Genomic DNA, 14,680 nt, shown 5'->3' on the forward strand with positions numbered 1-14,680 from the left:
GCAAGATATGAGCGAAGCACAGACGCAAATCCCCGTGACCGTTCTCACCGGCTATCTCGGCGCCGGCAAGACGACGCTGCTCAACCGCATCCTGTCGGAAAACCATGGCAAGCGTTATGCCGTCATCGTCAATGAATTCGGCGAGATCGGCATCGACAATGATTTGATCGTGGAATCCGACGAGGAAATCTACGAAATGAACAATGGCTGCGTCTGCTGCACGGTGCGCGGCGACCTGATCCGCGTCGTCGAAGGCCTGATGCGCCGTCCCGGCCGCTTCGACGCCATCGTCGTCGAGACCACCGGCCTCGCCGATCCGGTGCCGGTGGCGCAGACCTTCTTCATGGACGACGACGTGCGCTCCAAGACCAAACTCGACGCTGTCGTGGCCCTGGTCGACGCCAAGCACCTGCCGCTCAGGTTGAAGGATTCCAAGGAAGCCGAGGACCAGATCGCGTTTGCCGATGTTGTCGTGCTGAACAAGACCGACCTGGTGACGCCCGAAGAGCTGGCCAAGGTCGAAGCGACCATCCGCGCCATCAACCCGGCGGCCAGGATTCACCGCACCACGCGCGCCGGCGTGGCGCTGTCCGAAGTGCTCGACCGCGGCGCCTTCGACCTGTCGCGCGCATTGGAAAACGATCCGCATTTTCTCGAGGCGCACGATCATGATCACGACCACCATGATCACGACCACGATCACCACGACCATGATCACGACCATCATCATCACGATCACGCGCATCCCTCCGACATCCATGACGTGACCGTGCAGTCGGTGTCGCTGCGCGGCGGCGAGATGGACCCGAAGAAATTCTTCCCGTGGATCGAGAAGATCACTCAGATGGAAGGTCCCAACATCCTGCGGCTGAAAGGCATCATCGCGCTCAAGGGCGACGACGAGCGCTATGTCATCCAAGGCGTGCACATGATCATCGAAGGCGACCACCAGCGCGCCTGGAAAGACGGCGAAAAGCATGAGAGCCGGCTGGTGTTCATCGGCCGCGAGCTTGACGCCGAACGGCTGAAGAAGAGCTTTGACGCCTGCCAGGCGGCTTGATTTCCGGACTCTATGGCGCTAGCGCTGCCCGCTCTTCCTTCTCCCCTTGTGGGAGTAGGTGGCCTCGCGAAGCGAGGTCGGATGAGGGGTGCTCCAGCTCGGCACCGACGGCGATCCGTCCAACACCCCTCATCCGTCTCGGCGCTGCGCGCCGATCCACCTTCTCCCACAAAGGGGAAGGTTGACGCCAGGCCTGGCCGCCTCAATGGCTTCCCGGGAGTGGTGACAGCTTCATTGGAATGGTCCTGATGCCCACAGTTGCTCCCCTCGACCTGGAAGGTCACTGCCTTGCCGCCGTCTTCCTCGACAACGTGCCGCATTATGCGCTGGCCGATGGGACAGTTCATAGGCTCGACAACGGCCACAAGACAATTCAGGCCAATGACGGCCTGCTCTCCACGTTCCATGACGCCGCCAACGACCGCCTGATCACCGGCGGCGAGGACGGCAAGATTTTTGCTGTCACCGCAGGTGGCACCGTCGGCGAATTGGCGAGCGCCGGCAAGAAGTGGATCACCAGCGTCGCCGCCGGGCCGCAAGGCGCTATCGCCTATGCCACAGGCAAGACTGCGTTCGTGCGCTTTGCCGACGGCAAGACCAAAGAGTTTGCCCATCCGCGTTCGGTCGAGGGGCTGGCCTTCTCCCCCAAGGGCATGCGCTTCGGCGTCGCCCGCTACAATGGCGCGACGCTGCATTTCCCGGCCGCCGACGGCAGGCCGGTGGAGCTGGAATGGGCCGGTGCCCATACCGGCGTCACCTTCTCGCCGGATGGCGCCTTCCTCGTCACCACCATGCAGGAAAACGCGCTGCATGGCTGGAAGCTCGCCGACGGCAAGCACATGCGCATGACCGGCTATCCCGGCAAGGTCAAAAGCCTGTCGTGGAGCGTGAAGGGCAAATGGCTGGCGAGTTCCGGCGCGCCGGCGGCGATCGTCTGGCCGTTTTCGGGCAAGGACGGCCCGATGGGCAAGGCGCCGCTGGAGCTCGGCACGCGCGGCAACGCCATGGTGACATCGGTTGCCTGCCATCCGAGCCAGGATGTCGTCGCCGTCGGCTATGATGACGGCATGGTCATGGCGGTGCGCTTTACCGATGCCAAAGAGGTGCTGTTGCGCCGCCCGGGCAAGGGCGCCATCACCGCGATGATGTGGGATAAGGAAGAGCGCCGGGTCGCCTTCGGCAGTGCCGCCGGCGACTGCGGCGTCATCGATATCTCGGCGTGACCTATTCGGCTCCGCACGACACCTTGCCGGTCAATTCTTTCGGCTTGCCGTCCTGTTCCGTGTCGGCGGCGTTGTCGTAGACGGCAAGCGTGTACCGGCCGTCATAGACGCCCTCGTCACTGGTCTTGGTCAGGATCGTCAGTTCGACAGAGTTGAATTTATCTCCGAGCTGATGCTCGTGGTAGACGTTCAGCCGCAACTCCTTGTCGTCCAGCCAGTACTGGGTGAGGTCGGAATCCTCGAAGACGGTCTTGCGCAGACTGTCGCCTTCCGGCCGGCCAAGTATCTCGAGATCGCCGCGAAAATTGAAGGTCGGGCCGCCCATACCTCTGGTGACCCCGGCGCCGACCTCGAATTGCACCGCTTTGTCATCGACGGAACACCAGACGCCGCCCGATGCGGAAGCCGCAGCGGCCGACAAGAGTAGCGCAATAGCGCAGATGATCGTCCGCATTTTTCTCCCCAAACCACAGACCCGATCGCATTGGCGCCCGACTGCGCCGGAAGGTCAAGTCTGCCGAACTTGCTGCTGACCCAATGCAGCGCACCAACACGGCCAATTGCGGTTGCCGTCGCCAATTGGGTAGTGTGCCGGCCGAGAGGGATTTCATGCACAGCACGAACAGTTCAAAGGCGTCCATTGGCGGTATCAGCCGTGACCGCATCGCTGCATTGCGGACAAGCGAGGCGAACACCTTCCGCAAGGCGCGGCCGAAATCGCAGGCCAAGGTCGGTAACGGCCTGCCAGGCTTCTTCGGCGGTGTGCCGATGCACTGGATGAACGACTGGCCGACGCCATTCCCGATCCTGGTCGAAAGCGCCAAGGGCGCCGCCATCACGGATATCGACGGCAACAGGCTGGACGATTTCTGCCTCGGTGACACCGGCTCGATGTTCGGCCATTCGCCGCCGCCGGTGGCGCGCGCCATCCGCCGCCAGGCCGGGCGCGGCCTGACCTATATGCTGCCTTCGGAAGATCCGCTGGCCATCGGGCCGCTGCTCACTCAGCGTTTCGGTCTGCCGTTCTGGCAGATCGCCACCACCGCCACCGACGCCAACCGCTTCGCGCTGCGCGTCGCCCGCGCCGTCACCGGCCGCGAAAAGATACTGGTCTTCAACGGCTGCTATCACGGCTCGGTCGACGAGACGATGGTCCGGATGGTCGACGGCAAGCCCGTGAATCGGCCGGGGCTGGCGGGTGAGTTTCGCGACCTGACCAAGACGGCGAAGGTCATTGAATTCAACGATGTCGCCGCGCTGCAAGCAGCGCTCAAGGACAAGGATGTCGCCTGCGTCATTGCTGAGCCGGTGCTGACCAATTCCTGCATGGTGCTGCCCGATCCGGGTTTTCACGACGCCTTGCGCAAACTGACGCGCGCGGCCGGAACGCTGCTTCTGATAGACGAGACGCACACGATTTCGACTGGACCCGGCGGCTACACCAGGAAATTCGGGCTGCAGCCCGACCTGTTCGTGCTGGGCAAGCCGATCGCCGGCGGAGTGCCGGCAAGCGTGTGGGGCATGAGCGACGAGGTCGCCTCGCGCTATGCCGACTACAATCGAACCAAGGAGCCGGGCTATTCCGGCATGGGCACGACGCTGTCGGCGAACCCGCTGCAGTTCGCAGCCATGCGCGCAACGCTCGAAGAGGTGATGACGCAGGAGAATTATGCCCGGATGGATCGCCTCGCCCTGCGGCTCGATGCCGGGCTGACCGGCGTCATCGATCGCTACAATCTGCCCTGGCATGTCGCCCGCGTCGGCGCCCGCGTCGAGTTCATCTGCGCCCCTGGCCCGCTCAGGAACGGCGCCGAAGCCGAGACTGCCCATGCGCCGGAGCTTGAGGCGGCTATCCATGTCGCGCTGGTCAACCAGGGCGTGCTGATCGCGCCCTTTCACAACATGATGCTGATCTCACCGGCCACCACCGGCGCCCAGGTCAACCGGCTGATCACCGCCTTCGCCACGGTTGCGGCAAGGCTGACGGCATGAGACAAGCTGCCAAGCCAAACTCGAGTACACTAATCATGACTTCACCTTCGGGCTCGACGCCCGCCGAGGCGCAAGCCTTTCTCGACGCCCATCCCGAAATCGAAGCCTTCGATATCGTCTTGACCGACGCCAACGGGGTCGGCCGCGGCAAGATCGTGCGCCGGCATGAGCTGAAAAGCATCTTCGAGGGCGGCCGCCACATGCCGATCTCGATCCTCGGCCTCGACATCACCGGCGAGGATGTGCACGAAACCGGGCTGATCTGGACGACTGGAGACGGCGATCTCAGGGCATGGCCGATCCCCGGCACGCTGGTGCCGCTTTACGGCACGAACCCGCCGCGCGGCCAGTTGCTGATGGCGATGTACCATCTCGAGGGACAGCCTATGTCGTCGGACCCACGGCTGGCGCTGGCCAGGCAGGTCGACATCTTGGCGGCCAAGGGCCTCTATCCCGCCGGCGCCTTCGAACTCGAATTTTTCCTGCTTGCCAATGAGCGTGACGCCGACGGCAAGGTAAAACCGGCGGACGCCGTGCTCGACGGCCGCCGCTCGGCCAAGACGGAAGTCTATTCCGTCGACCATCTGCACGGCATGGAGCCGTTGTTTTCCGACATCTATGCCGCGGCTAAGGCGCAAGGCATTCCGGCCGAAACGGTGATTTCGGAATACGCGCCCGGCCAGTACGAGCTGACGCTGAATTACCGCAAGGATGTCATGCGGGCGGCCGACGACCTCGTCATGTTGAAGCGGCTGGTGCGGGCGCAGGCGCGCCGCCATGGTGTTACCGCCTGCTTCATGGCCAAGCCGATCGAAAAATATGCCGGCTCCGGCATGCATTTCCATGTTTCGCTGCAGGACAAGAACGGCCGCAACGTTTTTGCCGAAGCCGGCGGCGAAAGCTGGTCGCTGCCGCTGCTGCAGGGGCTCGGCGGGCTGATCCAGACCATGGCCGAATCGATGCTGGTGTTTGCGCCGCACGCCAATTCCTGGCGGCGCTTCGTCTCGCAGTCCTATGCGCCGGTGGCGCCGACCTGGGGCGTCAACAACCGTTCGGTGGCGCTGCGCGTGCCGGCCGGCGACGCCAAGAACCGGCGCATCGAGCACCGGCCGTCGGGTGTCGACGCCAATCCCTACCTGATCGCGGCAACGGTGCTGGCCGGCATCATCAAGGGTCTGGATGAAGGCCTCGACCCCGGCCCCGAAACCACTGGGAATGGCTATGAAGCCGCCGTCACGCGCACGACCATGCCGGTCGACTGGCGCGCCGCGATCGAGGCGGCGCGGGCCTCGAGCTTCCTGAAAGAGGCGCTTGGCGAGGATCTGCATCGCACCTTCGTGGCGATCAAGCAGTCGGAGTATCTGCGCGTCGCCCGCACCGTCAGCGAGCTGGATTACCACCTCTACCTCCATGAGGTCTGAGAGACCGCCTGGAACTCGGGCAGTCGTCCTGCTAGCCCGACGATCAGGCGGCGATTACTTTTTCGCCGCCTGCATCAAATGAGGTGGCGCTGCAGCCTTCAAGAACATATCATGAACGGATGAGCGCACCTACCGTCCGTGAAAAGCTGGCAATCCTGTCTGACGCCGCCAAATACGATGCTTCTTGCGCCTCGTCGGGCTCGGCGAAGAAGGATTCGCTCCAATCCGGCGGTATCGGCTCCACAGAAGGCATGGGCATCTGCCATTCCTACGCGCCGGATGGCCGCTGCATTTCGCTCCTGAAAATCCTGCTGACCAATTTCTGCATTTACGATTGCAGCTACTGCATCAACCGCTCGTCATCGAATGTGCGCCGCGCCCGCTTCAGCATCGAGGAGGTGGTGAAGCTGACCATGGATTTCTACCGGCGCAACTACATCGAGGGCCTCTTCCTGTCCTCAGGAGTCATCCGCTCCCCGGACGAGACCATGGCCGAGATGGTGGAGGTGGCGCGGCGGCTGCGGCTGGACGAAAAATTCTCCGGCTATATTCATCTGAAGACCATTCCGGAAAGCTCGGCCGAACTGGTCGAGCAGGCCGGGCTCTACGCCGACCGGCTGTCTATCAACGTCGAACTGCCGACCGATGAGGGCGTCAAGAAACTGGCGCCGGAGAAGAAGCCGGAAACGATCCGCCTTTCCATGGCGAACCTGCGCCGGAAGATGGAGGAAAAAGCCGAGCCGACGCTGAGGACCAAGAAGCGCGAACGCTTTGCGCCCGGAGGTCAGTCGACGCAGATGATCGTCGGCGCCGACAAGACATCCGACGACGGTATCTTACACTCCAGTGCGCGGCTCTATGGCAGCTACCATCTGCGGCGCGTCTATTACTCCGCCTTCAGCCCGATCCCGGATTCGTCATCGTCGCTGCCGCTGCAGAAACCGCCGCTGATGCGCGAGCACCGGCTCTATCAGGCCGACTGGCTGATGCGCTTCTACGGCTTTTCGCAGCCGGAAATCCTCGCCGGCAGCAGCGACGGCATGCTCGATCTCGCCATTGACCCCAAGCTCGCCTGGGCTTTGCGCAATCGGGCGAGGTTTCCCGTCGACATCAACCGCGCCGATCGGGAAGCGCTGCTGCGGGTTCCGGGTCTGGGCACCAAGGTGGTGGCGAAGATCCTTGAAACCCGCCGCCACCGACACATGCGGCTGGAAGATGTCGGACGGATCTGCCATTCGATCGCCAAGCTGAGGCCCTTCATCATCGCCGAAGGCTGGTCGCCGGGTAGACTGACGGACAAGACCGGCTTGCGCGACACGATCGTAAAGTCCTGCGAACAACTGTCTCTGTTTTGACCATGCAGCCGGCCCAGCTCGACCTTGCCCGATACACTGTCCGGCTAGCGAGCCAGACCGATTTCGCCGGTTGGCGCGATGCGGCACGGCGTCTGGCGCTGAATGAGGTCCGGCCTGAGGATATTAGTTGGGGTGTCGGGTCCGACGCCAATGATCCTCGAGATGCCTTGCCGGCGGTGCCAGAGGGCGCGCAGCTTACCGTCCCGCGCGAGTTCATCGCCCATGCCGAAACCGCCTTCTGCCACTCCGACCCCGGCCGGTTTGCCTTTCTCTACTGGATGCTTTGGCGCCTGCGCACCGAGCCGAAACTGCTGGCGATCGCATCCGATCCCGACACCAGGCGGCTCGAAGCCATGGAAAAGGCGGTGCGGCGCGACAGCCATAAGATGCATGCCTTCGTACGCTTCCGGAAGATCGGCGACGGCGAGAACGAGCGCTACGTCGCCTGGTTCGAGCCGGAGCATTTCATTGTCGAGCGCAACGCGGATTTCTTCGTTCGGCGGTTCACCGGCATGCGCTGGACCATCCTGACGCCCTATGCCTCCGCCGACTGGAACGGCGAAAGGCTGGCCATCGGGCCGGGTGCGGCCAAGGGCGATGCACCCGATCAGGACGACACCGAGGCGTTGTGGCTGACCTATTTCGAAAACATCTTCAACCCGGCGCGGCTCAAGGTGAAGGCGATGCAGAAGGAGATGCCGAAGAAATATTGGCGGAACCTTCCCGAGGCCTCGCTCATTCCAGATCTGATCGCAGGAGCGGACGAGGCCGCTATAGCCATGATTGCCAGACAACCGACGACGCCGGCGCCGCACCACGCCAAGCTGCAGGCAAGACATTGGCCGAAGCCCGAGCCGGCCGAGGCGCCGGATGAAGACGATGCCAAGACGATTTCCGATTTGCGCGAGGCTGCAAAGGGTTGTCGTCGCTGCCCGCTCTGGCGCGACGCGACACAGACCGTGTTCGGCGAGGGGCCGGATGACGCCAAAGTGGTCTTCGTCGGCGAACAACCTGGCGATCAGGAAGATCTCGCCGGCAAACCTTTTGTCGGGCCAGCGGGCAAAGTGTTCGATGCAATTCTCGATGACGCAGGCGTCGACCGGCAAAAAGTCTACGTCACCAACGCCGTCAAGCACTTCAAGTTCGAGCCGCGCGGCAAGCGCCGCATCCACTCGAAGCCAAATACCGGCGAAGTCCAGGCCTGCCGCTGGTGGATCGGCCGGGAGCTTGAGCTGATCAAGCCGGACCTCGCCGTGGCGCTTGGGGCAACGGCGGCGTTGTCGCTGCTGGGCAAGGCCATTGCCGTGACGAAAATGCGCGGCCAGGTGATCGAGCGCGAGGACGGTTTGCGCGTGTTCATCACCATCCATCCTTCCTTCATCCTGCGTATTCATGAGCCGGCGGACAAGGAGGCAGAGCGCGAGCGGTTTCTCAGGGATATGAGAGAGGTGAAGCGGCTTATGGGGTCGTGAGATGAGCGAAAGCCTCAGCGACATCGCCATCCGCGGGCGGAGCAAGGAGGGAAGCGACGCAGCGCAGACCCGAGGATGCATGCCGCGACGTTTGCACGCTGCTACGGTGCAGAATTCTGCTCCGCTGCGCTCGACGGCTAACATCACGGAATGGACACGGGGCTTTGCGACGGAGCTTCGCTCCTGCTTCGCCCAGGGATGACGAAGCTGAGTGGCTTCAGCCAATCACCTACGGTCGTGAATCCAACGTTGGAAACTTCGGCCGCCACGGCCGAATTAACTGATCAGGATTGCCCTCAGATCATTCACATTCGTACCCGTCGGCCCCGGCACGAACAGATCGCCGATCGCGTTGAACGCCGTCCAGGCATTGTTGCCGGCCAGCATCGCCTTGGCGTCGACGCCGGCGGCACGCATGCGCGAGACGGTCGAGCCATCGGCAAAGGCGCCGGCATTGTCTTCCGAGCCATCGATGCCGTCGGTATCGGCGGCCAGTGCATGAATACCTTCCGCGCCGCTGATGCCGATGGCAAAGGCGAGCAGGAATTCGGAGTTGCGGCCGCCCTTGCCCCTTTTTCCGTCAACAGGGGCCCGCAAGGTCACGGTCGTCTCGCCGCCGGACAGGATCAGCACCGGCTTTTTGAACGGCCGGTTGCGCGTCGCCACTTCGCGCGCAATGGCTGCATGCACGCCACCGACCTCGCGCGCCTCGCCCTCGATGGAATCGGAGAGGATGACGGCTTCGATGCCCTGCCGTTTTGCCTCAGCGGCTGCCGCTTCCAGCGACACGCCAGCCGAGGCGATCAGGTGCACTTCATTGCGTGAAAAGCGCTGGTCATCCAGATCTGGCGCATCGGCCTCTGGCGAGTTGATGTGCGCCATGACGGCGTCGGGCAGTTTCATGCCGTAGGCCGCTATCGAGGCCAGCGCATCGGCGCGGTTGCCGGAGTCGGGCACGGTCGGGCCGGAGGCCACCAGCGCCGGGTTGTCGCCGGGAATGTCAGAGACAACCAGTGATACCAGTTTGGCCGGCCAGGCGGCAGCTGCCAGCCGGCCGCCCTTGATGGTCGAGAGATGCTTGCGGATTGTGTTCATCGCCGCGATCGGCGCGCCGGAGGCAAGCAGCGCCTCGTTGACGGCGATTTCGTCGGCGAGCGTCAGGCCGGCGGCAGGCGACGGCAGCAGCGCCGATCCTCCGCCCGATATCAGCGCCACTACCAGGTCGTCCGCAGTCAGCCCTTGCACCTTTTCGAGCAGGCGCCGCGACGCCTCAAGACCGGCAGCGTCCGGTACCGGATGTGCCGCCTCGATGATTTCGATGCGCTCGCATCTGGCGCCATAGCCGTAGCGGGTGACGACCAGCCCTTCGATTGGGCCATCCCACACCTTCTCGAACGCGGCCGCCATCTGCGCCGAGCCCTTGCCGGCGCCAATGACAATGGTACGGCCCTTGGGCCTGGCCGGCAGATGATCCCTGATGGTCCGTTCAGGATCGGCAGCGGCAACAGCGGCATTGAAGATCGAGATGAGAAAGGATTTGGGATCGAGCACGGTTATCCTTGGCCGTAACTGGCGGTTTTCAAAATGAGCAAACGTTGGCGCTGCCCCTCACCCTCACCCCGTGAAAGACGGGGAGAGGGGATCGCCAGCGCTCGAGCTTGTCCTTTCTCCCGTCACTATACGGGGAGAAGGTGCCGGCAGGCGGATGAGGGGCAGCGCCAACGTCACGATTTACCTTCCGGCGGCAGCGCCAATTGTGTCCGATCGACGCCGAGATGATCGCACAGTGCATCGACGACGACGCCATGATCCTGGCGTTCCGGCAGGCCGGAGACGGCGATGACGCCAATGACGCCGGCACCCTTTACAGTCACCGGAAACCCGCCGCCGGCCAGTACGTAATCAGCAATATCCAGCCCCTCGCCGACCTTGAAGGTGCGGTCCGGTCGCTGCTGTTCCAGCACCAGACGATAGGTGCTCCTGAGGTAGCGCTTGACCACATTGATCTTGCGTCGTGCCCAGTCGGGGTTGGAGGCGTTTGAACCGGGCATCGCGGCATAAAACAGCGGCCGATCCCACAGCCTGATATCGACAATGATGGGCAGCTTTTCGGCCAGCGCCCGCTCGCGGATCGCCGCGCCGACCTTGAAGGCGACGGCCTCGTCGAAGGCCGGGAAGACCAGCGTCTCTTCCTGTTTCTGGATCAGAGCGATGTCGTCCGCGGCGGCCATTTTTGTTCTCCGAAATCGTCACAAATCGTGTGTACGACAAGCTCCGCCCGGTCAAGGTCTCGTCGCGGTGGTGGTCTTGCCCCGCCAGGGTCGCCCCCCACTCCTTCGAGCTTCTCTCGACACCTCTCCCCCGATCGACGGGGTAGAGGAAGGGCGCCAAGCTGTCCGAACCGGCGCCCGTCCTCCGAAGCAAAGGCTCCCTTCCTCACCCTCGGAGGGGGATAGGTGGCGCCGCGAAGCGGCGACGGAGTGGGGGAACCACTTGGCAACCAGGCGCAATCATCATCTTGTCCCGCGCGGATGATGGGTCCTAACCGGCGATTATATCACTCTTGGCAGGCCGCCCCGCGACATAGACCTCGCGCACCGCGCGGTCGTCGCCCAGCGTCTGCAGCAGGAACAGCTCCTCCGCCAGCGTCTCCACAGTCTCCATCCTCAGCCGCATCGCCGGTGTGGCGCGGGCGTCGAGCACGGTGATGTCGGCATCGGTGCCTTCATCCAGCGTGCCGACCTTCTCCGCCATAGACAGCGCCTCGGCATTGCCACGCGTTAATTGCCAGAAGGACTGGAACGGGTTCAGCTTTTCGCCAGTCAGCGCGATCACCTTGTAGCCCTCGTCCATGGTGCGCAGCATCGAATAGTTGGTGCCGCCGCCGACATCGCTGGCCGCGGCGATGCGCAGCGGCTTGTCGCGGCGCCGAAAGCGCTGGTAATCGAACAGGCCGGAGCCGAGGAACAGGTTCGAGGTCGGGCAGAACACCGCCACCGAGCCTGAGTCCGACAGCGCATCGGCCTCGCGTTCCGAGAGATGGATGCAGTGGCCGAACAGGCTCTTTGGCCCCAGCAGGCCATACTGCTCGTAGACATCGGTGTAGTCGCGCGCCTGCGGATAGAGTTTTTGCGTGAAGGCGATTTCGGCGTGGTTTTCCGACAGATGCGTCTGCATATGCAGATCGGGATGCTCGCGGCAGAGCGCGCCCGACATCTCCAACTGTTCGGGCGAAGAGGTGATGGCGAAGCGCGGCGTGATCGCATAAAGCTGGCGGCCCTTGCCGTGCCATTCCGCAATCAGCGCCTTGGTGTCGTCATAGCCCGATTGCGGTGTGTCGAGCACGCCTGCCGGCGCGTTGCGGTCCATCATCACCTTGCCGGCAATGTTGAGCATGCCGCGCGCGTGCGATTCGGCAAAGAACGCCTCGGCCGAGGCCTTGTGCACCGAGCAATACGCGGCGACCGTCGTCGTGCCGTGGCGCACCATTTCATCCAAAAACAGCCGCGCGATGCGGCGGCCGTGCTGGGCATTTGCGAATTTGGTCTCTTCGGGAAAGGTGTAGGTGTTCAGCCAGTCGAGCAGTTCGGCGCCATAGGAGGCGATGACCTGCATCTGCGGAAAATGCGCGTGCGCGTCGATGAAGCCTGGCAGCAACAGATGCGGCCGATGATCGATCTTTTTCGCACCGTCGCCAGCCTGCCTTTCCACATCAGCGTAGGCGCCGGCGGCAACGATTCGGCCATCGCGGATCAGCAGGCCGCCATCCTCCTCATAGCGCCAGGCGGCATGGTCGGTGATGGCTTCGGGCAAGCGCAAAAAGCTCAGCGTGCGGCCGCGCAGAAGTGTCGAAGTCATGCTTATTTCCCTGCGCCTTCGAACCAGGCGACCAGCAGCGCCCGTTCCTTGTCGCTGATCTGGGTGACGTTGGCGGGCGGCATGGCGTGGCTGCGCCCGGCCTGCAAATAGATTTCACGCGCATGCTCGGCAATGCCGGCGTCGGTGTCGAGCATCACGCCCTTCGGCGCATGGTAGATGCCTTCATAGACCGGCTCGGCCGTATGGCACATCGAGCAGCGGCCAAGCACGGTGTCGCGCACCGCCGGGAAATGCGACGAGGCGATATAGACTTCGGCCGCGGCGGATGCCTTGGGCTCGCCGGTCAGTATTTTCGGCGCTGTCGACAGCCACATGATGATGACGAATAGCACCGCAGCCGCCATCCAGGTCCAGTGGGGGTTGCCGGCACGCTTATGCACGGTGTTGAAATAGTGCCGGATCAAGACGCCGATGATGAACACCAGCGAGGCGATGACCCAGTTGAACTCCGTCGCAAACGCCAGCGGATAGTGGTTCGACAGCATCAGGAACAGCACGGGCAGCGTCAGGTAATTGTTGTGCAGCGAGCGCTGCTTGGCGATCTTGCCGTATTTCGGGTCGGGCTTGCGGCCGGCAATCAGGTCGGCGACGACGATCTTCTGGTTTGGAATGATCACCATGAAGACATTGGCCGACATGATCGTGGCGGTGATGGCGCCGAGATGCAGGAAAGCGGCGCGGCCGGTGAACAGATGCGTCAGCCCCCAGGCGATGAACACCAGCACGCCATAGAGCACCAGCATCAGTCCGGTGTCACTTTTGCCGAGCGGCGACCGGCAGAGCAGATCGTAGACAACCCAGCCGACGCCGATCGTCGCCATCGACAGCAGGATGCCCACGGGAACCGACATGGACAGAACATTGGGGTCGATCAGGAACAAATCGGCGCCGGCATAGTAGACCACGCACAGCATGGCGAAGCCGGACAACCATGTGGCGTAGGATTCCCACTTGAACCAGGTCAGGTGTTCCGGCATTTCGGCCGGCGCCACCAGATATTTCTGGACGTGGTAGAAGCCGCCGCCATGCACCTGCCATTCCTCGCCGAATGCGCCGGCCGGCATGCCGGGGCGCTGGCGCAGCCCAAGGTCGAGCGCGACGAAATAGAAGGACGAGCCGATCCAGGCGATGCCGGTGACGACGTGCAGCCAGCGCACGGCGAAACTCAGCCAGTCCCAGAAAATCGCGAAATCCATCATTTGAAATCGTCCCTGCCGATCGGCTGACTTTACGGTGTCGGGCGCAAACGAAAAGAGGCGAGGTGTACGATGACTTTCAAAAAAAAATGGAAAATACTAGGCTGACCACGTACGCCGCCACATAAAGAGCCACGAATGGCCTATCTCGACAACATCGCCGTCTTCGTCCGCGTCGTCGAGCTTGGCAATCTCTCGGCGGCAGGCCGCGACATGCGCATTTCGCCGGCGGTCGCCTCCAACCGCATCAAGGAGCTGGAAAAACACCTCGGCGTGCGGCTGTTCAACCGCACCACACGGCAATTGATGCCGACGGAGCATGGCACGGTGTTCTACTCCGGCGCCAAGCAGGTGCTGGAGGCGATCACCGAGGCGGAAGCCGCGGTCTCGGCTCTTTCCGGCCAACCGCGCGGCACCATCAAGGTGACCGCACCGCTCGGCCTCGGACGGCGGCTGGTGGCGTCGGGCATTCCGGATTTCCACGACAAATACCCCGATATCGAGGTGCGGCTGAGGCTCTCCGACCACAATATCGACATCATGAAGGAAGGCATCGACGTCGCCTTCAAGCTCGGCATCATCGAGGATTCCAGCCTGCGGATGCGCGGCATCATGGAATGTGAACGCGTGCTGGTGGCGGCACCGAAATATCTCGAAGCGCGCGGCGAGCCGGTGGAGCCACAGGAGCTGATCGGCAAGAAGCACGACTGCCTGATGCTGCGCTATTCCGGGGCGCGCGAATATGTCTGGACGCTGCAGACGCCGTCCGGCCCGCAGAAATTCGAGGTGCACGGCCCCTACGACACCGACGATGGCGATGTGCTGACCGGCTGGGCGCTGTCGGGCCGCGGCATCATCAACAAGCCGCGGTTCGAAGTGGAACCTTTCATCCGCGACCGGCGGCTGCAGGTCATCCTGGCCAGCACACCGCCAACGCCGGTGCAGTTCGCCGCCGTCTATCCACACAAGAAGCTCCAGGATCCAAAGGTGCGGCTGCTGCTCGACTTCATGGCCGAGCGTTGCCAGCGGCTGATCAAGGATTTGCTGGCCGGCAAGTGAGGGGCTGTTGGCCCAGTCGCCAG

At 63.2% G+C, this 14,680-nt stretch carries 12 protein-coding genes; 7 read left to right on the plus strand and 5 right to left on the minus strand.

The genetic code is table 11. The features are described 5' to 3' along the window. Nucleotides 1-7 precede the first annotated feature (7 nt). Nucleotides 8-1,060, plus strand: a complete 1,053-nt coding sequence (locus tag NKK50_RS23685; protein ID WP_023689243.1) for a CobW family GTP-binding protein — start codon at nt 8-10, stop codon at nt 1,058-1,060. 248 nt (nt 1,061-1,308) lie between these two features. Then, complete coding sequence (locus NKK50_RS23690) at nt 1,309-2,283, plus strand: WD40 repeat domain-containing protein (RefSeq protein WP_352543920.1); 975 nt, start codon at nt 1,309-1,311, stop codon at nt 2,281-2,283. A 1-nt stretch (nt 2,284) separates the two neighbouring features. Here the strand turns inward: NKK50_RS23690 and NKK50_RS23695 are convergent, their stop codons facing one another. Beyond that, nucleotides 2,285-2,737, minus strand: coding sequence for a hypothetical protein (locus NKK50_RS23695; RefSeq protein ID WP_023683507.1), 453 nt, complete (start codon nt 2,735-2,737; stop codon nt 2,285-2,287). A 155-nt stretch (nt 2,738-2,892) separates the two neighbouring features. On the opposite strand from NKK50_RS23695, the gene NKK50_RS23700 reads away from it, so the two are divergent. From NKK50_RS23700 to NKK50_RS23715, 4 genes are all read left to right on the plus strand, one after another. After that, nucleotides 2,893-4,275: an aspartate aminotransferase family protein gene (locus tag NKK50_RS23700; RefSeq protein WP_352543921.1), complete on the plus strand. Its 1,383-nt coding sequence runs from the start codon at nt 2,893-2,895 to the stop codon at nt 4,273-4,275. A 35-nt stretch (nt 4,276-4,310) separates the two neighbouring features. Further along, a complete protein-coding gene (locus NKK50_RS23705; protein ID WP_023683505.1) occupies nt 4,311-5,696 on the plus strand; it encodes a glutamine synthetase family protein in 1,386 nt (461 codons plus the stop codon). Nucleotides 5,697-5,815: 119 nt separating this feature from the next. Then, nucleotides 5,816-7,051 carry a putative DNA modification/repair radical SAM protein gene (locus NKK50_RS23710; protein ID WP_023689249.1) on the plus strand — a complete coding sequence of 412 codons (1,236 nt, stop codon included), beginning with the start codon at nt 5,816-5,818 and terminating at the stop codon, nt 7,049-7,051. Between the two features lie 2 nt (nt 7,052-7,053). Then, nucleotides 7,054-8,523 (plus strand): UdgX family uracil-DNA binding protein, encoded by a 1,470-nt coding sequence (locus NKK50_RS23715; RefSeq protein WP_352543922.1) that lies wholly within the window; start codon nt 7,054-7,056, stop codon nt 8,521-8,523. Nucleotides 8,524-8,799: 276 nt separating this feature from the next. Here NKK50_RS23715 and NKK50_RS23720 read toward each other — a convergent pair whose 3' ends face one another. The 4 genes from NKK50_RS23720 to NKK50_RS23735 form a co-directional block, all read right to left on the minus strand. Beyond that, the gene (locus NKK50_RS23720; protein WP_023689251.1) at nt 8,800-10,080 is read right to left on the minus strand and encodes a glycerate kinase type-2 family protein; all 1,281 of its coding nucleotides are present in this window, start codon (nt 10,078-10,080) and stop codon (nt 8,800-8,802) included. A gap of 167 nt (nt 10,081-10,247) precedes the next feature. Next, a complete protein-coding gene (locus tag NKK50_RS23725; RefSeq protein ID WP_023711326.1) occupies nt 10,248-10,754 on the minus strand; it encodes a heme-degrading domain-containing protein in 507 nt (168 codons plus the stop codon). Nucleotides 10,755-11,064: 310 nt separating this feature from the next. Beyond that, on the minus strand, nt 11,065-12,381 hold the full coding sequence (guaD, locus tag NKK50_RS23730) for a guanine deaminase (RefSeq protein WP_023834807.1): 1,317 nt from the start codon (nt 12,379-12,381) through the stop codon (nt 11,065-11,067). 2 nt (nt 12,382-12,383) lie between these two features. After that, nucleotides 12,384-13,601, minus strand: a complete 1,218-nt coding sequence (locus NKK50_RS23735) for a urate hydroxylase PuuD (RefSeq protein WP_023819674.1) — start codon at nt 13,599-13,601, stop codon at nt 12,384-12,386. Between the two features lie 135 nt (nt 13,602-13,736). On the opposite strand from NKK50_RS23735, the gene NKK50_RS23740 reads away from it, so the two are divergent. After that, on the plus strand, nt 13,737-14,657 hold the full coding sequence (locus NKK50_RS23740) for a LysR family transcriptional regulator (protein WP_023671373.1): 921 nt from the start codon (nt 13,737-13,739) through the stop codon (nt 14,655-14,657). The last annotated feature ends 23 nt before the right edge of the window (nt 14,658-14,680 follow it).

This window comes from Mesorhizobium sp. M0001, assembly GCF_040324255.1.
GTDB lineage: Bacteria > Pseudomonadota > Alphaproteobacteria > Rhizobiales > Rhizobiaceae > Mesorhizobium.